This window comes from Haloactinopolyspora alba, assembly GCF_003014555.1.
In the GTDB taxonomy this organism is placed as follows: domain Bacteria; phylum Actinomycetota; class Actinomycetes; order Jiangellales; family Jiangellaceae; genus Haloactinopolyspora; species Haloactinopolyspora alba.
In genome coordinates, this window is sequence record NZ_PYGE01000006.1 from 155,098 (window position 1) to 174,379 (window position 19,282).

At 70.1% G+C, this 19,282-nt stretch carries 16 protein-coding genes; 2 read left to right on the top strand and 14 right to left on the bottom strand.

From position 1 onward, the window contains the following. Positions 1 to 154: 154 nt before the first annotated feature. The gene (locus CLV30_RS10650; RefSeq protein WP_106537179.1) at positions 155 to 922 is read left to right on the top strand and encodes a hypothetical protein; all 768 of its coding nucleotides are present in this window, start codon (positions 155 to 157) and stop codon (positions 920 to 922) included. Positions 923 to 994: 72 nt separating this feature from the next. Here CLV30_RS10650 and CLV30_RS10655 read toward each other — a convergent pair whose 3' ends face one another. The 3 genes from CLV30_RS10655 to CLV30_RS10665 form a co-directional block, all read right to left on the bottom strand. Further along, positions 995 to 1,537 (bottom strand): DUF2321 domain-containing protein, encoded by a 543-nt coding sequence (locus CLV30_RS10655; protein ID WP_165358507.1) that lies wholly within the window; start codon positions 1,535 to 1,537, stop codon positions 995 to 997. Between the two features lie 372 nt (positions 1,538 to 1,909). After that, positions 1,910 to 2,338 carry an SAM-dependent methyltransferase gene (locus CLV30_RS10660; protein ID WP_106537181.1) on the bottom strand — a complete coding sequence of 143 codons (429 nt, stop codon included), beginning with the start codon at positions 2,336 to 2,338 and terminating at the stop codon, positions 1,910 to 1,912. A 98-nt stretch (positions 2,339 to 2,436) separates the two neighbouring features. Next, positions 2,437 to 3,327, bottom strand: coding sequence for an LLM class F420-dependent oxidoreductase (locus CLV30_RS10665; RefSeq protein WP_106537182.1), 891 nt, complete (start codon positions 3,325 to 3,327; stop codon positions 2,437 to 2,439). Positions 3,328 to 3,491: 164 nt separating this feature from the next. Here CLV30_RS10665 and CLV30_RS10670 point away from each other — a divergent pair, with 164 nt between their 5' ends. Further along, positions 3,492 to 4,331, top strand: a complete 840-nt coding sequence (locus CLV30_RS10670) for a helix-turn-helix domain-containing GNAT family N-acetyltransferase (protein WP_106537183.1) — start codon at positions 3,492 to 3,494, stop codon at positions 4,329 to 4,331. Positions 4,332 to 4,468: 137 nt separating this feature from the next. On the opposite strand, the gene pyk is transcribed toward CLV30_RS10670, so the two are convergent. From pyk to CLV30_RS10725, 11 genes are all read right to left on the bottom strand, one after another. Continuing rightward, positions 4,469 to 5,908: a pyruvate kinase gene (pyk, locus tag CLV30_RS10675; RefSeq protein ID WP_106537274.1), complete on the bottom strand. Its 1,440-nt coding sequence runs from the start codon at positions 5,906 to 5,908 to the stop codon at positions 4,469 to 4,471. A gap of 27 nt (positions 5,909 to 5,935) precedes the next feature. Further along, on the bottom strand, positions 5,936 to 7,402 hold the full coding sequence (locus tag CLV30_RS10680; protein WP_106537184.1) for a glutamate synthase subunit beta: 1,467 nt from the start codon (positions 7,400 to 7,402) through the stop codon (positions 5,936 to 5,938). A 150-nt stretch (positions 7,403 to 7,552) separates the two neighbouring features. Beyond that, positions 7,553 to 12,076: a glutamate synthase large subunit gene (gene gltB / locus CLV30_RS10685; protein WP_106537185.1), complete on the bottom strand. Its 4,524-nt coding sequence runs from the start codon at positions 12,074 to 12,076 to the stop codon at positions 7,553 to 7,555. 328 nt (positions 12,077 to 12,404) lie between these two features. Further along, positions 12,405 to 13,616: a prolipoprotein diacylglyceryl transferase gene (gene lgt / locus CLV30_RS10690; protein ID WP_205740622.1), complete on the bottom strand. Its 1,212-nt coding sequence runs from the start codon at positions 13,614 to 13,616 to the stop codon at positions 12,405 to 12,407. A 57-nt stretch (positions 13,617 to 13,673) separates the two neighbouring features. After that, positions 13,674 to 14,504, bottom strand: coding sequence for a DsbA family protein (locus CLV30_RS10695; RefSeq protein ID WP_106537187.1), 831 nt, complete (start codon positions 14,502 to 14,504; stop codon positions 13,674 to 13,676). Positions 14,505 to 14,588: 84 nt separating this feature from the next. Beyond that, positions 14,589 to 15,326 carry a DsbA family protein gene (locus tag CLV30_RS10700; protein WP_106537188.1) on the bottom strand — a complete coding sequence of 246 codons (738 nt, stop codon included), beginning with the start codon at positions 15,324 to 15,326 and terminating at the stop codon, positions 14,589 to 14,591. Then, complete coding sequence (gene trpA / locus CLV30_RS10705) at positions 15,323 to 16,117, bottom strand: tryptophan synthase subunit alpha (RefSeq protein ID WP_106537189.1); 795 nt, start codon at positions 16,115 to 16,117, stop codon at positions 15,323 to 15,325. Before trpA ends, CLV30_RS10700 begins: the two co-directional genes overlap by 4 nt. Further along, complete coding sequence (gene trpB, locus CLV30_RS10710) at positions 16,114 to 17,382, bottom strand: tryptophan synthase subunit beta (RefSeq protein WP_106537190.1); 1,269 nt, start codon at positions 17,380 to 17,382, stop codon at positions 16,114 to 16,116. The genes trpA and trpB overlap by 4 nt, the downstream gene beginning before the upstream one ends. A 253-nt stretch (positions 17,383 to 17,635) precedes the next feature. Continuing rightward, on the bottom strand, positions 17,636 to 18,448 hold the full coding sequence (gene trpC / locus CLV30_RS10715) for an indole-3-glycerol phosphate synthase TrpC (protein ID WP_106537191.1): 813 nt from the start codon (positions 18,446 to 18,448) through the stop codon (positions 17,636 to 17,638). Between the two features lie 189 nt (positions 18,449 to 18,637). Further along, complete coding sequence (locus CLV30_RS27525; RefSeq protein WP_106537192.1) at positions 18,638 to 18,991, bottom strand: winged helix-turn-helix domain-containing protein; 354 nt, start codon at positions 18,989 to 18,991, stop codon at positions 18,638 to 18,640. Positions 18,992 to 18,993: 2 nt separating this feature from the next. Next, a complete protein-coding gene (locus CLV30_RS10725; RefSeq protein WP_211300039.1) occupies positions 18,994 to 19,257 on the bottom strand; it encodes an HGxxPAAW family protein in 264 nt (87 codons plus the stop codon). Positions 19,258 to 19,282 lie beyond the last annotated feature (25 nt).

Here is a 19,282-nt window from a genome sequence, read left to right on the forward strand (position 1 = left end):
TCGGCGTAGTAGTCGCCCCCCGCCCGGCCCTACGAGATCAACAGTACACCATCGACACTGCATGTGCATGTGCAAGTAGCGCGTCCGCAGACGTCACCTTGTGTCCGACCGTCATGAGACACTCCACCGATCAGCGCAGGCGAAGGGTGGGGACATGATCGATCAGAAGATGATGGACGAGGCGATGGCCGAAGTCGGCCAGATGCTGGAGGACACCGCGTCGTTGCGATTCGACTTGCCGGAGTCGGTCACGGCACAGGAAGGGTGGGAAGAGGAGGTCAGGTTCATTGGTGGCTGGCTACGACACATCGAACACACGCTCGAAGCAGTCGCGCTCCTAGTGAATAACGAGCACCCACACGCTGCCGCGCCCCTTGTCAGACTGGCCCTGGAGGATGCCGTAAGCGCAGCTCTCGTCGCCAGAGATCCCAAGGCGTGGGAAGCGGTCTTAGCCAAAGCCCAAGACTCCGAGGGCCGAGTCCTGAGGGACATGTACCAGGCCGGCCTCACGCCGCCCGACGAACTCAAGGATCTCGTCGACTCGCTCCCTCCGAGCGCGCCTGACGGCTACGGACCCGTCAAGAACATGACCGCACGATTCAAGGCGCTAGGCGATGATGGCGCGCGTCTGCTCGCTCTCTGGGGCCTGCTGACGCAGCAGAGCCATGGCAACATCCACACGGCATCCCTCTTCCTCGACTTCGACGGTGGCCCCGGTGGGATTCCATCGATCCGGCTTGATCCTCAGCTTCCCGCGGACCTGCTCAACCTCCACTTCACGAGCCTCGATTGCATGCTCCTCGCCACTGAGTCGTACAGCCAGGTCCTCGTGGGAGACCCGCTCGGAAGCGCGGTGCAGGCTATCCACGCCCGGAAGGCTGCCGTTGAAGAGAAGCTCATCAAAGCTTCACGTGCCGACTAGTTCCGGCAGGCCCGGAACGCAGAAGGCCCCGCTCCGGGTGCAACCTCCCTGGAGCGGGGCCTTCTGCTCTGGTCACAGATTGAGCTGGGCGCGGATTGCAGCCGTCACCAGCCCTTCCAGGACGTTGGACACACGTTCGGACCGAAGCGCGTCACCCGAGCGGCGCTTCACCTCTGACCAAGCCGCCTTCTCGTCCCTCTCCGATAGCGATGACTCCCGAAGTCGCTCCAGATGGTCCTGGATCACCACGAGGTCCGCCTCATCGATCTCTTCGGCCTCGTCAAGCAAGTTCTCCAGCTCGTGGATTCGCTCTTGGCGAGTCGCCCAAGGCATCGCGGCGCCGCATCCGTCGCAGAATGACGGACGCCTCGGCGTCGAGAAGCTAACCACGCCGGGCACGAACTGGTCGCCGCGAATCCGCACCCCGCAACTACGGCACGCCGTGAGCATTCGCGCGCCACACGACGGGCAGGCGTCGGAGACGGTCACCGGGCCGCCGGGCTCTAAGTCCACCGTCTCGACGTGCCCCCGCTTACATACAGCGGCGCCCAGGTAGAAAGAACCGCCGCGCCGTGCCCCTTCTTGCTCGGCTGCTGGCCACTTGATCTCGCTCACCATGGCTTCTCGCCCCCCTCGCTCGTAGATTCCCGACCGGAGCGGCCGATCGGCGCGAAGATCGTATACCTAGCCCAGGACACACGTGCAATCGACGCGGAACGCAAAAAGGCCCCGACCCAGGGATCTCTCCCTGAGCCGGGGCCCGGCTTATACCATGAGCGTCGTCGGTTGCGCCAGCCCGCGACGTCGCGTCAGTGAGCACATAGTGAGCAGACCGCGACGCGACGCCGTGGAATGGGGCGAACATCCTAATCGCCCCGACGCCCTGAGCTGCTCAGTTGACGCCCATCGTTGCTGGTGATATGGACGGCCGTACGTGCACTCAAAATGCGGTGTGTGTCGGTTCGAGTCCGACCCGGGCTACCATCCTCACCCGCGCAGATCGATCGCGCGCAGCGGATCGCCGCCGTCGATGAACAGCCGCCCACCGGGCACCAGAGCCGCCGCGACCCGACGGCGCGCCTCCCGGCCGGCCTCGGGGTGCCGCCCGTCGAAGGCACCGACGCGCACGGCGAACGCCACGTCGTAGGGCTCCTCGCCGGCAAGCAGCTCGAACTCCTCGGCGGCGACGTGCCGTGCGCTCAGCACGCCGGCGTCGATCTCGGCACGAGCGTTTCGCTCGATGAGCGCGACGCCCGACGCTGACCGGTCGATCACCAGGACGTGTCCGGTTCCGATGCGGGACGCGACCGCGCGTGCCGCCGAGCCCGGGGCCCCGCCGATCTCCAGGACCCTCATGCCCGGACGCAGCGGAAGCGCGTCGACGATCGCGGCGAGCCGCGCCGACAGGACGGCCATCACGACATTCAACCGCATCCAACCACTGGATGGAACGGCTCAGCCGTGTCCGCGCCCGACGCCGCGGCCCGCCGCGTCACAGCTACGTCACAACTGCATCAGGCCGCGGCGCGAAGGTCGGCCACCCTCGGCACGGCTGGCGCGACGGCTCGGTCGATCCAGTCGGCCACGTTGCCGTCGGGCGGCATCACCATCACCTGGTGCACACCCAGTGCCGCGTAGTCGGCCATCTCGGTGGCGAAGCCGGCCACGTCGCCGTCGTTGAGCGTCTGGCCCGTGTACAGCACTGTCACGGTGATCTCGGCGGGGTCGCGGCCGACGTCGTCGCAGTGCCGGCGCAGCACGTCCAGCTTGTGCCGCACGTCCGCCGGCGACGTGGCGAACAGGTTGCAGGCGTCGGCGTACTGTGCGACCAGCCGCAGCGTCTTGCGCTCTCCCCCGCCGCCGATGAGGATCGGCGGACGCGGCTCGCTGAGCGGCTGTGGCGAGCACAGCGTCTCGGCCAGCTGATAGTGCGTGCCGTCGAACGGGCCGTCGTCGTTGCGGTCCCACATCTGCACACAGATGCGCAGCGTCTCGTCCAGGCGCTCGAACCGCTCGGCCACCGGCGGATACGGCACGCCGAGCGCGAGGTGCTCACGTTCGTACCACGCCGCGCCCAGGCCCAGTGCGGCGCGACCGCCGGACACGACGTCCAGCGTCGACACGATCTTCGCCAGCAGGCCGGGGTGGCGGTAGGTGACGCCGGTCACCAGCAGCCCGAGTCGAGCCGTCGTGGTGTGCGCGGCCAGGTAGCCGAGCGTGGTGTAGCCCTCGAGCATGGGTTGCTCTGCCCGTCCGACGTGTTCCATCTGGAAGTAGTGGTCCATGACGGACAGCCAGGTGGCTCCGGCGCGCTCCGTCGCCTCGCCCACCCGCGCGAGCTCCGGCGCGATGCCGGCGGCACCGGCGGGGTGGTCGAACGTCCATACGTGAATTCCGAGTTCCACGGGTGTGTGCCTTCCGGTTCGGGCGTCGATTCGAGTGTGACGCTAGACCTTCGAGCGCGCTCGAACTCAAGTCCACGGCTGGCGCGGTGCGGGAACCGCGACCGTGCGGACGCGTCCAGGCGCCCGGTTTGGCGCGATCATCGTCGAACGTCGATAATCGGCGCATGACGGCACTGGACTCCCCCACCGACGGCTCGACGCTCGACGCCGACGACGCCGCCACGTACGCACACTGGTTCGCCAGCCTCGGCGACCCGACACGTGTGCGGCTGCTGCACGCCGTCGCGACCTCTCCCGGGGGCGTCAACGTCGGTGACCTCGCGCACCGGGTCGGAATCAGCCAGTCCACCTGCTCGCATCACGTCCGCAACCTGGCCGACGTGGGGTTCCTCGTCCTCGAGAAGGTCGGGACGGCCACTGTCGTCCGCGTCAACCAGGCATGCTGCACCGGGCTGCCGCATGCCGCCGACGCGGTCATGGGCACCGTGGCGACCGTCTCGTGCTGCCCGCCGGGGCCGCCGGACGTCGCCGTGCGCGCCCTGGCCGACGACGACTGGGGCGACGTGCGCCGCATCTACGCCGAGGGCATCGACACCGGCGACGCGACGTTCGAGACCGAGGTTCCGGCCACGGACGAACTGGACGCGAAATGGCTGGCCGGGCACCGCTGGGTGGCGGTACTGGAGGGACGCGTCGCCGGCTGGGCCAGCGCGTCGCCCACGTCGTCACGTGCGTGCTACTCCGGCGTCGCCGAAACGTCGGTGTACGTGGCCGCCGACGCACGGGGACGAGGCGTCGGACGCGCCCTGTTGAACCAGCAGGTCATGGCCGCCGACGCCGACGACGGCCTGTGGACGCTACAGACGTCGATCTTCCCGGAGAACCGCGGCAGCCTGTCGTTGCACCGCAGCGCCGGCTTTCGGATCGTCGGTCTGCGCGAGCGGATCGGGCAGCTCGACGGGCAGTGGCGCGACACCGTGCTGCTCGAACGTCGCGCGAGCTGACCACCGAGCCGCGCGACGCGTCGACGTCGGGCATCCGCGCCGCGGGTCACGTCACCAGGATTTCCCCTGCATCACCAGGCCTGAAAGGGTGGTGACGCAGGGAATTCCATGGTGAACGTGGTCATTCCCGCCGACGGTCAGTGGTAGGCGGGGGCGACCTTGCCGACGGCGTCGCCGATGCGGTGCACCCGCATCGCGTTCGTCGAGCCCGGGATGCCCGGAGGCGAGCCGGCCACGATGATCACCAGGTCTCCCCGGCGGCAGCGGTCCTGCTCGAGCAGCATCCGGTCGACCTGCTTGACCATCTCGTCGGTGTGGTCGACGTGCTCGGCGACGAAGGCCTCGATGCCCCACGACAGCGCCAGCTGGTGCCGGGTGGTCTCCAGCGGGCTGAACGCCAGCAGCGGAATGCCGGGACGCAGCCGTGCCATGCGCCGCGCCGAGTCGCCGCTCTGCGTGAACGCGACCAGATACTTCGCGCTCAGCAGCACGCCGGTCTCGACCGCGGCCTTGGTGATGGCGCCGCCCTTGGTCCGCGGCTGGGTGCCCAGCGGCGGGATGCGCTCGAGACCGTGCTCCTCGACGGTCTCGACGATCCTGCCCATGGTGCTGACGGTGTCGACCGGATAGGAGCCGACGCTCGTCTCGCCGGAGAGCATGACCGCGTCGGTGCCGTCGAGCACGGCGTTCGCGACGTCGGACGTCTCCGCCCGCGTCGGACGCGGGTTGCTGATCATCGAGTCGAGCATCTGCGTCGCGACGATGACCGGCTTGGCGCGGCGGCGGCACAGCTCGACGGCCTGCTTCTGCACCAGCGGAACGTCCCACAGCGCCAGCTCGACCCCGAGGTCGCCGCGGGCGACCATGACGCCGTCGAACGCGTCGACGATCTCGGCGAGATTGTCCACCGCCTGCGGCTTCTCGACCTTCGCGATGACCGGGAGGCGCACGCCCTCCTCGGCCATGATGCGGTGGACCTCGTCGACGTCGGTGGCGCTGCGCACGAACGACAGCGCGATCATGTCCGCGCCCGTCCGCAGCCCCCAGCGCAGGTCGTCGACGTCCTTCTCGGACATCGCCGGAACGCTGACGGCCGTGCCGGGCAGGTTCAGACCCTTGTGGTCGGAGACCCGCCCGCCGAGGACGACGGTGGTGACGACGTCGTTGCCGACGACCTCGCGGACCTCGACCGAGAGCCGGCCGTCGTCGATCAGGATCGAGTCGCCGGGTGCGACGTCGCCCGGCAACCCCTCGTAGGTCGTCGAGGCCCGTTCCGCGGTGCCTTCGACCTCGTCGGTCGTGATGGTGAACGTGGTACCGGGCTCGAGCTCCGCCGAGCCGTCGGCGAACTCGCCGAGCCGGATCTTGGGTCCCTGCAGATCGACGAGGACACCCACGTTGCGCTCGGCCTCCGTGGCGGCCTTGCGCACCCGCAGGTAGCGCTCTTCGTGCTCGGCATGGCTGCCGTGACTGAGGTTGAACCGGGCGACGTCCATGCCGACGTCGATCAACGCCCGCAGCCGCTCGGGAGAGTCGGTCGCTGGACCGAGGGTGCACACAATCTTCGCTCTACGCACGTCCGCCAACACTAGCCCTCCGAACAGTCAGACCGCGAGTGGGCGGTCGGTTGGCGAGACCGGCGTCGGCAGCCGGTCCACTCCGGTGAGCCAGCGGTCCACCGCCGCGGCACACGAACGGCCCTCGGCGATCGCCCACACGATCAGCGACTGACCGCGTCCGGCGTCGCCGGCCACGAACACCCCGGGGACCGTCGCCTCGTACGAACCGTCACGTCGGACGTTGCCGCGTTCGTCCAGGTCGACGCCGAGCTGCTCGACCATCGAGGACTTCTCCGGGCCGACGAAACCCATCGCCAGCAGCACGAGGTCGGCCGGGATCTCGTGCTCGGTACCCTCGACCGGCTCGAACCCGCGCTCGCCGCGCCGGACCTCGACCAGCCGCAACGAGGTCACCGTGCCGTTCTCGCCGTTGAACCGCTGCGTCGAGACGGAGTAGACCCGCTCGCCGCCCTCCTCGTGTGCACTCGAGGACCGTAGCATCAGCGGCCACATCGGCCACGGCGTCGACTCGTCGCGGGTCTCCGGTGGCTCCGGCATGATCTCCAGCTGGGTCACCGACGCGGCGCCCTGCCGGTGTGCCGTACCCAGGCAGTCCGCGCCCGTGTCGCCGCCGCCGATGATGACGACGTGCTTGCCCTCGGCGGTGATCTGATCCGGCACCGTCTCACCCGCGGCAGCCCGGTTGGCCTGCGGCAGGTACTCCATGGCCTGATGGACGCCGTCCAGCTCACGTCCCGGCACGTCCAGCTCGCGCCAGTCGGTCGCGCCGACGGCCAGCACCACCGCGTCGTAACGCGCACGCAGCTGCTGCCCGGTCAGAGCGCCACCGACGTCGACGCCGGTGCGGAAGATGGTGCCCTCCGCGCGCATCTGGTCCAGCCGGCGCTCCAGATGCCGCTTCTCCATCTTGAACTCCGGGATGCCGTAACGCAGCAGCCCACCGGCACGGTCGTCACGCTCGTACACCGCCACCGTGTGCCCCGCACGTGTCAACTGCTGCGCCGCGGCCAGACCCGCCGGTCCCGACCCCACCACGGCGACCGTGCGGTCGGTCAGCCGTTCCGGTGGGGCCGGCACGACCCAGCCCTCCTCGAACGCACGGTCGATGATGGCGACCTCGACGTTCTTGATCGTCACCGCGTCGTCGGCGATCGCCACGACACAGGCCGCCTCGCACGGCGCCGGGCACAACCGGCCGGTGAACTCCGGGAAGTTGTTCGTCGCATGCAGCCGCTCCGACGCCGCGCGCCAGTCGTCACGCCACACGAGGTCGTTCCACTCCGGGATCAGATTCCCCAGCGGACACCCCTGATGACAGAACGGGATGCCGCAGTCCATGCACCGGCCGGCCTGCTCGGTGATGATCGGCAGCAGCGCCTTGCCGATGCCGGGGCGCGGATACACCTCGTCCCAGTCGTTGAGCCGCTCATCGACCGGGCGTGCCTTCGCCCCCTGGCGCTGCGTCGTCAGAAATCCTCGCGGGTCAGCCATGTGACACCTCTTTACAGTGACTGGGTACGTGGACGGGACGGCGTGGTGGCTTCGCGTAGCCGGCGTCAAGGCGAAGATCGTGGCACGCTTCACCGCCACGATCTGAGACAGCCGGTGGCGAAGGCGCCACGCCGTCCCGCAACCGAACCCTCACTTCGCCGCCTCCATGACCGCGACGTCGACGTCGCGTCCCTCACGCTCGGCGGCAGCCTTGGCGGCCAGCACACGCTTGAAGTCCTTGGGCATGATGGTCGTGAACCGGGCGCGGGCGATCGCCCAGTCGGCCAGCAACGCCTCCGCGACGGTGGAGCCGGTCGCCGCGTGGTGACGGCGCACGATCTCTTCCACCCGGCTCAGCTCGTCCGGAGTCGGCTCCTGCAGCTCGACCATCTCCGGGTTCACCAGGCTGGTGTCCAGATCCAGGACGAACGCCTGCCCACCGGACATGCCCGCGGCGATGTTGCGTCCGGTGCGGCCCAGGATGACCGTCTCGCCACCGGTCATGTACTCGCAGGCGTGATCGCCCACGCCTTCGACGACGGCGGTCACGCCGGAGTTGCGCACGCAGAACCGCTCGCCGACCACGCCCCGGACGAACAGTTCGCCGCCGGTGGCGCCGTAGGCCGCGACGTTGCCCGCGATGACGTTCTCCTCGGCCGCGAAGATCGCCGAACGGTCCGGCCGCACCACGACCCGTCCGCCGGACAGCCCCTTCGCGAGGTAGTCGTTGACGTCACCCTCGAGCCGCAGCGTGACCCCGGACGGCAGGAACGCGCCGAACGACTGCCCGGCCGAGCCCACCAGCGTGATGTCTACGGTGTCGTCCGGCAGGCCCTTGCCGCCGGTGCGCTTGGTGATCTCGTGCCCGAGCATCGTCCCGACCGTGCGGTTGACGTTGCGGACGTCGAGCTGCGCACGGACCGGCTCGCCGTGCTCGAGCGCGTCCGTCGCCATCGTGATCAGCTGGTTGTCCAGCGCCTTCTGCAGGCCGTGGTCCTGCTCGACGACCTGGTGCCGGGCTGCGTCGTCGGGCACGTCGGGCACGTGCAGCACCGGCGACAGGTCCAGCCCGGAGGCCTTCCAGTGCTCCACCGCCGCGTTGGTGTCCAGCATCTCGGCGTGCCCGATGGCCTCGTCGAGGCTGCGGAAACCCAGCTCGGCCAGGTACTCGCGCACCTCTTCGGCGATGTACTCGAAGAAGTTGACGACGAACTCCGGCTTGCCGGTGTAGCGCTCGCGCAGCTGCGGGTTCTGCGTCGCCACGCCGACCGGGCAGGTGTCCAGGTGGCACACCCGCATCATCACGCAGCCGGACACCACCAGCGGCGCGGTCGCGAACCCGTACTCCTCCGCGCCCAGCAGCGCGGCGACGACGACGTCGCGGCCGGTCTTGAGCTGCCCGTCGGTCTGCACGACGATCCGGTCACGCAGTCCGTTCATCAGCAGCGTCTGCTGTGTCTCGGCGAGCCCGAGCTCCCACGGCCCGCCGGCGTGCTTCAGGCTGGTCAACGGCGCGGCGCCGGTGCCGCCGTCGTGCCCGGAGATCAGCACGACGTCGGCGTGCGCCTTCGACACCCCCGCGGCGACCGTGCCCACGCCGACCTCGGCCACCAGCTTCACGTGGATGCGCGCCGACGGGTTGGCGTTCTTCAGGTCGTGGATCAGCTGGGCGAGATCCTCGATCGAGTAGATGTCGTGGTGCGGGGGCGGCGAGATCAGGCCGACGCCCGGCGTGGAGTGCCGGGTGCCGGCGATCCAGGGGTAGACCTTGCTGCCGGGCAGCTGGCCACCCTCGCCGGGCTTCGCACCCTGCGCCATCTTGATCTGGATGTCGTCGGCGTTGGTCAGGTAGTCGGACGTGACGCCGAAGCGGCCACTGGCCACCTGCTTGATGGCGCTGCGCCGCGTCAGGTCGTAGAGACGGTCGACGTCCTCGCCGCCCTCGCCGGTGTTCGACTTGCCGCCGAGCCGGTTCATCGCGATGGCGAGGGTCTCGTGCGACTCCTGGCTGATGGACCCGTACGACATCGCGCCGGTGGAGAACCGCTTCACGATCTCCGAGACCGGCTCGACCTCGTCAATGGCCACCGGCGGGCGCTCGCCCTTCTTGAAGCCGAACAGCCCGCGCAGCGTCATCAGCCGCTCGGACTGCTCGTCGACGCGGGACGTGTACTGCTTGAACACGTCGTAGCGGCCCGCACGGGTGGAGTGCTGCAGCCGGAACACGGTCTCCGGGTCGAACAGGTGCTCCTCGCCCTCGCGGCGCCACTGGTACTCGCCGCCGACCTCGAGGCTGCGGTGCGGTGTAGCCCCGCCGCTGCGCGGGTAGGCCTGCGCGTGCCGCCGCCGCACCTCTTCGGCGACGACGTCCAGGCCGACGCCGCCGAGCCGCGACGTGGTGCCGGTGAAGTACCGGTCGACGACGTCGGACGCGAGCCCGATGGCCTCGAAGATCTGCGCGCCGGTGTACGAGGCCACCGTGGACACGCCCATCTTGCTCATGACCTTCAGCACGCCCTTGCCCAGCGCCTTGATCAGGTTGGCGACGGCCTGCTGGGGGTCGACGCCGGGCAGCACCGTGCCGCGCCGGGCGAGGTCCTCGACGGTCTCCATGGCCAGGTACGGGTTCACCGCGCCCGCGCCGTAGCCGATCAGCAACGCGACGTGGTGGACCTCGCGGACGTCACCGCTCTCGATGACCAGCCCCACCTTGGTGCGGCTCTTCTCGCGGATCAGATGGTGGTGCACCGCGGCTGTGAGCAGCAGCGACGGGATCGGCGCCAGGGTGGTGTCGGAGTTGCGGTCCGACAGCACGACGATGCGCGCGCCGGAGTCGATGGCCTTGGACACCTCGGCGCAGATCTCGTCCAGGCGCCGCGCCAGACCGGTCGCCCCGGCTGCCACGTCGTACAGCCCTCGGACCACGTGCGTGGCGTATCCGGGCAGGTCACCGTCGCGGTTGACGTGGATGATCTTCGCGAGCTGATCGTTGTCGATGACCGGGAACGGCAGCACCAGCTGCCGGCACGCGGCCGGGCTGGGCTCCAGCAGGTTGCCCTCCGGGCCGATGGTCCCGAACAGCGACGTCACCAGCTCTTCGCGGATGGCGTCCAGCGGCGGGTTCGTGACCTGAGCGAACAGCTGGGAAAAGTAGTCGAACAGCAGCCGCGGCCGGTCCGACAACGTCGCCAGTGGCGTGTCCGTGCCCATGGACCCGACCGGCTCGGCCGCCGCCTTCGCCATCGGCACGAGCAGCGTGCGCAGTTCTTCCTCGGTGTAGCCGAACGTCTGCTGCCGCCGTGTCACGCTGGCGTGGGTGTGCACGACGTGCTCTCGCTCGGGCAGTTCGTCCAGCTGGATCAGCCCGGCGTGCAGCCACTCGCCGTACGGCTCGGCCGTGGCCAGCGCGTTCATGACCTCGTCGTCGTCGAGGATGCGGTGCTCGGACAGGTCGGCCAGGAACATCCGGCCCGGCTCCAGCCGCCCCTTGCGCACGATCTTGGCCGGGTCGACGTCGAGGACGCCGGCCTCGGACGCGAGCGCGACGATCCCGTCGTCGGTGACCCAGTACCGGCCCGGACGCAGGCCGTTGCGGTCGAGCACCGCGCCGATCTGCTCGCCGTCGGTGAAGACCACGCACGCCGGGCCGTCCCATGGCTCCATGATCGTGCTGTGGTACTCGAAGAAGTCGCGCCGTGCCTTGGAGATGCCGTTGTGGTTCTCCCAGGCCTCCGGGATCATCATCCGCACCGCGTGCGGCAGGCTCCGCCCGCCCAGGTGCAGCAGCTCGAGCACCTCGTCGAAGCATGCGGAGTCGCTGCCCTGCGGGTCGACCACCGGATACAGGCGCGACAGGTCGCCCGGTATCAGGTTGCTGACCAGCTGGGACTCGCGGGCGCGCATCCAGTTCCGGTTGCCCTGCACGGTGTTGATCTCGCCGTTGTGGGCGACGAACCGGTACGGATGCGCCAGCGGCCAACTGGGAAACGTGTTCGTGGAGAACCGGGAGTGCACGACCGCCAGCGCCGACGTCAGCCGCTGGTCGGACAGATCGCCGAAGAACGGCTCCAGCTGACCGGTGGTGAGCATGCCCTTGTAGACGATGGTGCGCGCCGACAGGCTCGGGAAGTACGCCTCTGTTCGATGCTCCACCCGCTTGCGCAGCGCGAACGCCCGCCGGTCGAGTGCGAGGCCGGTGATGTCCGCTTCCGCGCCCTGGTCGGCGGCCACGAACAGCTGCCGGATACGCGGCAGCGTCGATCGTGCGGTCGCGCCCAGCAGGTCCGCCGTGACCGGGACGTCGCGCCACCCGAGGACCCGCAGCCCTTCGTCGGCGGCGATGCGCTCGGTCAGGTCGACCGCTTCGGCCGCCGGCTCGTCGCCGTCGGGCAGGAAGGCCAGTCCGGTGGCGTACGCGCCACGGGCGGGCAACTCGAAGTCGACCACCTCGCGGTAGAAGGCGTCCGGAATCTGCATCAGAATCCCGGCGCCGTCGCCGGAGTCCGGCTCCGCACCGGAAGCACCCCGATGGTCGAGATTGCTCAGGGCGGTCAACCCGTGGTCGACGATCGCGCGGCTCGGCACGCCGTCGAGCGTGGCCACGAAGGCCACGCCACAGGCGTCGTGTTCGAACCGCGGGTCGTACAGGCCCTGGGGATCAGGCGTGAGGCGCATGGCACTCCCGTCGTCGAGACTGGCGGCGGGTGCAGGGACAGCGCTGGCCCGTGCTGAGTTTCGTGGAGATTACAACACGTGAAGCTTTCCGTGCTGACGTGTCGGCCCATGATATCGGCGCTCGGCCCCGTCTCCGACCACGTCGGCGGAGCCGTACCTGACGATCGTCGCGAGTTCACCCGTTCGCGCCGAAGATTGTCAGGCACATGGTGCCATATTCCGGCGTACCTCCGGTCGACGAGGACACATCAGGGACGAAGACGAAATTGCGACATCAGTCCGCGATGACCACGACGCGGACAAGATTCCCGGCATGGACGGAACGGCGTCAGTCCCGGCTGCGCATCGAGTCGGTCTCGGCGGCATCCGACGCCGGCGGGTCGTCGGCGGTGGGCCCGTCCGTGCCCTCGGCTTCTTCGGCTGCGGCGTCGGCCTCGGCATCAGCGGCGTCCCGCCCGTCGGACCTGTCCCGCCCGTCCGCGACATCCGGCTGGTCGTCGGCCTCATCCGCGTCACCGGCCCGGCCGGCAACGGTGTCAGGCTCGCCGTCACCGGCCCCGGACTCTACGGCGTCGCTGCCCGTCTCGTCGTTGCCTGCCTCGTCACGCGATGTTTCCTCGTCGGAGGCCTCGAAGGCGTTTCCGTCGTCGTCGGTATCGTCGCCGGACGCGTCGGCGAACGGGTCCGTCTCCTCGTAGTAGCCGCGCAGCGTCTCGGGGTCCTCGCGGCCGGGCCGCAGCCGGGCGGACACCACCACGTACGCCACGGCGCCCAGGAAGACCAGCCCGGAGACCCACATGTTGACCCGCAGGCCCAGGATCTCGTTCGCCGGATCGATCCGCAGGTACTCCCAGAAGCCGCGCCCGAGCGTGTAGCCGGCCACGTACAGCGCGAACACCCGGCCGTGCCCGAGGCGGAACCGCCGATCGAGCCAGATCAGCAGCAGCGCGACGAACACCGCCCACAGCGACTCGTACAGGAACGTGGGGTGGAACGTCGCCGAGTCCGCGTACTCCACCGGGCGGCGGCCGGGGTCGATCTCCAGCGCCCACGGCAGGTCGGTCGGCTCGCCGAACAGCTCCTGGTTGAACCAGTTGCCCCAGCGCCCGACCGCCTGGGCCAGCAGGATGCCCGGCGCGGTCGCGTCGGCCATCGCCGGCAGCGGGACACCGCGTCGCCGGCAGCCGATCCACACGCCCACGGCACCGAACGCGATGGCGCCCCAGATGCCCAGGCCGCCCTCCCAGATCTGCAGGGCCTCCCACGGGTCACGACCCTCGCCGAAGTACAGCTGGTAGTCGGTGACGACGTGGTAGAGCCGCCCGCCAACGATGCCGAACGGCACCGCCCACACCGCGATGTCGGGCACGACGCCCGGTTCGCCGCCGCGCGCCAGCCAGCGCTTGTTGCCCAGCCAGATGGCCAGCACGATGCCGGCCATGATGCACAGCGCGTAGGCGCGCAGCTCGAACGGGCCGATGTCCCAGGTCGACGTTCCGGGGCTCGGAATGGACGCGGGCAGCACTGCCGGTAGCGCGATCACGGGGAGACCGTACCGGTCGCCTGGCGCCGGCCGAGCATCGCGGTCACCGGTGCCTTACTGGGTGGGCTGCGCCGACGGCTGCTCACCGGCGGCGCCGCCGGTCTGCCCGCCCTCGGGCGCCTGGGTGCCCTGCGGCGACGGCGTGGGGACGTCCCCACCGGCGGCGACCGCCTCGACGGCGGAGGTGATTCCGTCAGGCGTCTGCGACGTCCTCGGCAGCAGCTGGCCGTTGATGAACGTCGTCGGGGTACCGGTCACGTCGTAGTTCTGAGCCTGCGACTCGACGTTGCTGGACCAGTCCTCGTACGTGTCGTCGCGCACACAGGACTCGTAGTCACCGCCGATGCCGGCCTGTTCGCCCAGGTCGACCAGCGTACTCGTGGACCATTGCTGCTGGGACGCGAACGCCGCGTCGATGAACTCGTTCGCCTTGCCCTCGTCGGCCGCGCAGGCGAACGCGTTGTTCGCCCGGGTGGAGTAGACGTTGCCGGTGTAAGTGACCGGGTGGTAGACGATGTTCGCGTCGCCGGCCTCGACCATCTGGCTGATCGCCTCGCCGTTCCGGTCGTGGAATTCCTTGCAGTGCGGGCAGAGGAAGTCCATCCAGTAGTCGATGGTCACCGGTGCGGACGCGTCGCCGATCATGATGCCCTGGTTCTCGGAGCCGACCTCCTGGCCGTTACCGGCCCCGGCCGCCTCCGGCACCGCCACCGGCCCGTCGCCGCCCCGGCTGGCCGCGACCGCGATCGCGATGATCGCCACGGCGGCCACCACGGCCCCGGCGACGCCGAAACGCATGGTGCGCTCACGCCGACGGTCCCGACGGGCTTGCTCCTCACGCATCGCCTTGACGCGTTCGCGGGCCTCAGCCTTCTTGCTGCTCATCGGTGCGCTTCCTTCTCCGGCGGACGGTGGTCGAGGGTGACGACGGTACAACTTGGTCAGCTGCACCGAAGTTCCGGCGAGTGGTCACGATGCCGTCACAGCTTCGTCGACGGCGGCCCGGAACTCGTCGGCCGACATGCCGGCCGGGTCGTCCAGGGCTTCACCGTCGATCAGTACGGCCGGGGTGGCCTCGATCTCCTGATCTCGCATCGCGTCGAGGACCGTAGCACCCCAGTCGGCGTATGTACCCTCGGTGAGGCACGCCTCGAAACTCGCATCGGCGATGCCCACCGCTTCGGCGCGCGTGAGCAATTCTTCCCGAGTGTACCCACCACTGCCCTCCTCCGGCTGGTGCGCGAACAGCTCGGTCTTGTACTCCACCGGACGGCCCGCCTCGACGGCGCACGCGAACGCGCTGCTCGCCCGGTACGACTCCTCACCGAGGAACGCCGCCGGGTGGTACACCACGCGGGCGGTGCCGTCCGCGACGAGTTCCCGCAGCACAGGACCGTTCTCGGCCTCGAACTCGCCGCAGTAGGGGCACTGGAAGTCGAACCAGTAGTCGATGGTCACCGGCGCGGACACGTCACCGACGGCCACCCCGTCACCGGAGGACGTCGCGCCCTCGGGGATCGCGCCGGTGCCCTCCGGCTCCGACGAGCCACCACGACCGAGCACCACCACCGCCACGATCACCACCACCAGCAGGACGCCCGCGGACACACCGACGCGCAGCATTCGCTCCCGCCGGCGTTCCTGCCGTGCCTCCTGCTCACGCTCTGCCTCGGCTCGTTGCCGCGCCTGGGCCTTCTTGCTGGTCATCGACGGCGCACGCCTCCGGACAACTCACCGGCCAGCGCCGCGACCGCGGCCACGCCGTCGTCGACGTCCGCGGCATCGAGCATGCGCCGGACGAACGCCGAACCGACCACGACCCCGTCGGCGAAACCGGCGATCTCGGCGGCCTGGTCGGCGTTCGACACGCCGAGCCCGACCGCCACCGGCAGGTCGGTCGCCTTGCGGGTGCGCTCGACGAGTACCGCGGCAGCGTCGCCCACCTGCTCGCGGGTGCCCGTCACCCCCATGACCGAGGTCGCGTAGACGAACCCGCGGCAGGCGTCGGTGGTCATGGCGATGCGCTCGTCGGTGGACGACGGCGCCACCAGGAACACGGTGTCCAGGTCACGCGACCGGGCAGCCGGGATCCACTCGTCGGTGGCGTCCGGCGTCAGGTCCGGCGTGATCACACCGGCACCGCCGGCCGCGGCGAGGTCGCGGGCGAACGCGTCGGCACCGTAGCGCGCCAGCGGGTTCCAGTAGGACATGACGACGGCCGGCGTCCCCGTCTCCGCGACCGCCTCGACGACGCGCAGCACGTCCGGCGTCCTCGTCCCCGCCTGCAGCGCAGCGTTGACCGCCGTCTGGATGGTCGGGCCGTCGATCAGCGGGTCGGTGTAGGGCAGGCCCACCTCGACGACGTCGACCCCGGCGTCGACCATGGCGCGGATGGCCGTGATCGACCCGTCGACGCTCGGGTAGCCGGCCGGCAGGTAGCCGACGAGCGTGGCCCGGCCCTCGGCGCGTGCCTTCTCGAACGCGGTCGCGGTGCTCACGACTCGTCTCCCGTCGCCTCGTCCGTCTCGTCCGCCTCGAGCAGGCCGAACCAGCGCGCCGCCGTGTCGACGTCCTTGTCGCCGCGCCCGGACAGGTTGACGACGATGACGGCGTCCGGGCCCAGCGCCGCGCCGAGCCGCCGGGCGCCGGCCAGGGCGTGCGCGCTCTCGATGGCCGGGATGATGCCCTCGGTGCGGCACAGCAGCCGGAACGCCTCCATGGCCTCGGCGTCGTCGACCGGCTCGTAGGTGGCGCGCCCGGAGTCCTTCAGCCACGAGTGCTCGGGCCCCACGCCCGGATAGTCGAGCCCGGCGGAGATCGAATGCGACTCGACGGTCTGGCCCATGTCGTCCTGCAGCAGGTACGAACGCGCCCCGTGCAGCACACCGGGTGCGCCCGCCGTGATGGTCGCCGCGTGCCGGCCGGTGGCGACGCCGTCACCTCCGGCCTCGTACCCGCACAGCCGCACGTCGGCGTCGTCGACGAAGGCGTGGAAGATGCCGATGGCGTTCGAGCCGCCGCCGACGCACGCCGCGACCGCGTCCGGCAACCGGCCGGTGCGCTCGAGCACCTGCTCGCGGGCCTCGTCACCGATGACGCGCTGCAGATCGCGCACGAGCGACGGGAACGGGTGCGGGCCGGCGACGGTGCCGAAGACGTAGTTGGTGGTCTCGACGTTCGTCACCCAGTCGCGCAGCGCCTCGTTGATGGCGTCCTTCAGCGTCCGCGATCCGGTGGTGACCGGGACGACGGTGGCGCCGAGCAGTTCCATCCGGGCGACGTTGAGCGCCTGCCGGCGGGTGTCCTCCTCGCCCATGTAGATGACGCACTCGAGGCCCATCAGCGCCGCGGCCGTCGCCGTCGCCACGCCGTGCTGGCCGGCGCCGGTCTCGGCGATGACACGGTGCTTGCCGATGCGCCTGGTGAGCAGCGCCTGGCCGAGCACGTTGTTGATCTTGTGGGAGCCGGTGTGGTTGAGATCCTCGCGCTTGAGCAGGATCCGCGCGCCCGACGCCGCCTCGGCGCCGAACCGCCACGCGTCCGTCAACGGCGTGGGCCGGCCGGTGTACTCGGCCAGGAGCTGATCGAGCTCCGCGTGGAACTCCGGGCTCGCCGCGGCGGCCCGGTATTCGCGGTCCAGCTCGTCCAGCGCCGCGACCAGGGCTTCCGGGACGTAGCGACCGCCGTACGGTCCGAAACGCCCGGGCCGGTCCGGCGCGCTGACGGGCGCGGGACCGGCGCTGTCGTCGGGCTTGGTGTCCACCCGATCTCCTCGATGTGTGTGCGCCGATGGTCGGTGATGTCGGCGGGCTCGACAGACGGCGCCGCCACCGGTTGACCGTACCGCAACGCCGGGCCGGAATCCCCATCGCACTCGCGGCCCGCGGACCCCGATCGGGTGCCCGCGGGCGCCCATCACGAGGCGATTGGACGCGTCACGAGGCCTGCAAGGGTGGTGACGCATGGAATTCCATGCGGAACGTGATCATTTCGCGAGCCGGAGTGGCCGGCCAATGTCAGCGTTGGCCGCCGCGGTTGAGGGCGGGGTGGGCACCAGCGGCGACGAGGTCGGCCACGGCCGAGCGGGGGTCGCGCCCGGTCACCAGCGACTCGCCGACCAGCACCGCGTCGGCTCCGGCGCGGGCCAGGTCGATGACGTCACGAGGCGCCTTGACGCCGGACTCCGCGATCTTGACCACGTCGTCCGGAACGGTCGGGGCGAGGCGGTCGAACGTGGTCGTGTCGACGTCCAGCGTGGTGAGATCGCGGGCGTTGATCCCGATGATCTTCGCCCCGGCGTCGACGGCCCGGGCCACCTCTTCGGCGGTGTGCGCCTCGACCAGCGGCGTCAGTCCCATGGACTCGGCCCGCTCCACCAGGCTCACCAGGGCGATCTGCTCGAGCGCCGCCACGATCAGCAGCGCCAGGTCCGCGCCGTGGGCGCGCGCCTCCCAGAGCTGGTAACTGGTGACGATGAAGTCCTTGCGCAGCACCGGGGTGTCCACCGCCGCCCGGACGGCGCGCAGGTCGTCCAGCGAGCCACCGAAACGGCGCTGCTCGGTGAGCACGCTGATGGCCGCCGCTCCCCCGGACTCGTAGTCGCCGGCCAGCTGCGCCGGGTCGCCGATGTCGGCGAGGGAACCTGCCGACGGGCTCGAGCGTTTCACCTCCGCGATGACCGAAACACCGGGAGAACGGAGCAACGGCAACGGATCACGAGCCGGAGGCTGCTTGGCAGCCATCGCCTTGAGCTGGTCGAGAGGAACGTGGTGTTCCCGCTCGGCGAGATCTGCACGCACACCCTCGAGGATCTCTTCGAGAACGCTCACGTCCGCCCTCCGTCCTCGGCACCGATCGGTCGATCTGGCCGGTCCAGACTAGCCACGTCCACGCGGCGACTTCGACCGCCCCCCGTGCGGCGTTCCCGCACGCCTGCCTGCGCAGCCCGGCCCGGCCCGGTGGCACTGTGTTCGCAGACCCGTTCTGCCCAGGGACGACAACGCGGCGCGGCCATCGGATCACGACCCCGCAGACGGCTCGAGCGTGTAGCCCACTCCGCGGACAGAGCGGATCCGCAGCGCTCCGCCCAGCTTGGTCCGCAACGTCGCCACGTGCACGTCCACCGTGCGCGAGCCCACCGGAACCGGATAGCCCATCGCCTGGCACATCAGCTCCGCACGTGAGCACACCCGCCCGGAGCGGCTCATCAGGTGGGCGAGCACCGCGGCCTGCAGCGGCGTCAGCCCCGCCTGTGCGCCCGACGGCATGGTGACCCGCCGGTTCGGCACGTCCAACGTCACCCCGCCGACCGACACCGACGGCGGGCCGCTTCGCGGCGGGCCCGCCGGCGTCCGGCCGGGGCGGGTGGGCATGGCTATCCGCTGCTGTCCTGACCGCCGACGGAGCTGTTCTGCACGTCCGTCCGCGCACGCCCGGCCTGCGGATCCGCCTGGCCGAGCCCCATCATCTGCATGACCTTGCCCACGATGCCGCCGACGACGAGCAGCCCGACGCCACCGATCCAGAACAGCGGCCAGTTCAGCATCATCACGCCGATGGCCCCGACCACGAAGGCGATGCAGATGATGATCACCGTGGTCCACGCCGCCGGGGTGTGACCGTGGCTGTTGTACGCCATCCCAACTCCTGTGTTCATCGTCCTG

Coding starts and splice junctions, on each gene's coding strand:
- CLV30_RS10680 (WP_106537184.1), bottom strand. CDS start 7,402: ATGGCTGACCCGCGAGGATTTCTGACGACGCAGCGCCAGGGGGCGAAG.
- CLV30_RS10670 (WP_106537183.1), top strand. CDS start 3,492: ATGACGGCACTGGACTCCCCCACCGACGGCTCGACGCTCGACGCCGAC.
- CLV30_RS10725 (WP_211300039.1), bottom strand. CDS start 19,257: ATGGCGTACAACAGCCACGGTCACACCCCGGCGGCGTGGACCACGGTG.
- CLV30_RS10660 (WP_106537181.1), bottom strand. CDS start 2,338: ATGGCCGTCCTGTCGGCGCGGCTCGCCGCGATCGTCGACGCGCTTCCG.
- gltB (WP_106537185.1), bottom strand. CDS start 12,076: ATGCGCCTCACGCCTGATCCCCAGGGCCTGTACGACCCGCGGTTCGAA.
- CLV30_RS10695 (WP_106537187.1), bottom strand. CDS start 14,504: ATGAGCAGCAAGAAGGCTGAGGCCCGCGAACGCGTCAAGGCGATGCGT.
- CLV30_RS10650 (WP_106537179.1), top strand. CDS start 155: ATGATCGATCAGAAGATGATGGACGAGGCGATGGCCGAAGTCGGCCAG.
- CLV30_RS27525 (WP_106537192.1), bottom strand. CDS start 18,991: ATGCCCACCCGCCCCGGCCGGACGCCGGCGGGCCCGCCGCGAAGCGGC.
- CLV30_RS10700 (WP_106537188.1), bottom strand. CDS start 15,326: ATGACCAGCAAGAAGGCCCAGGCGCGGCAACGAGCCGAGGCAGAGCGT.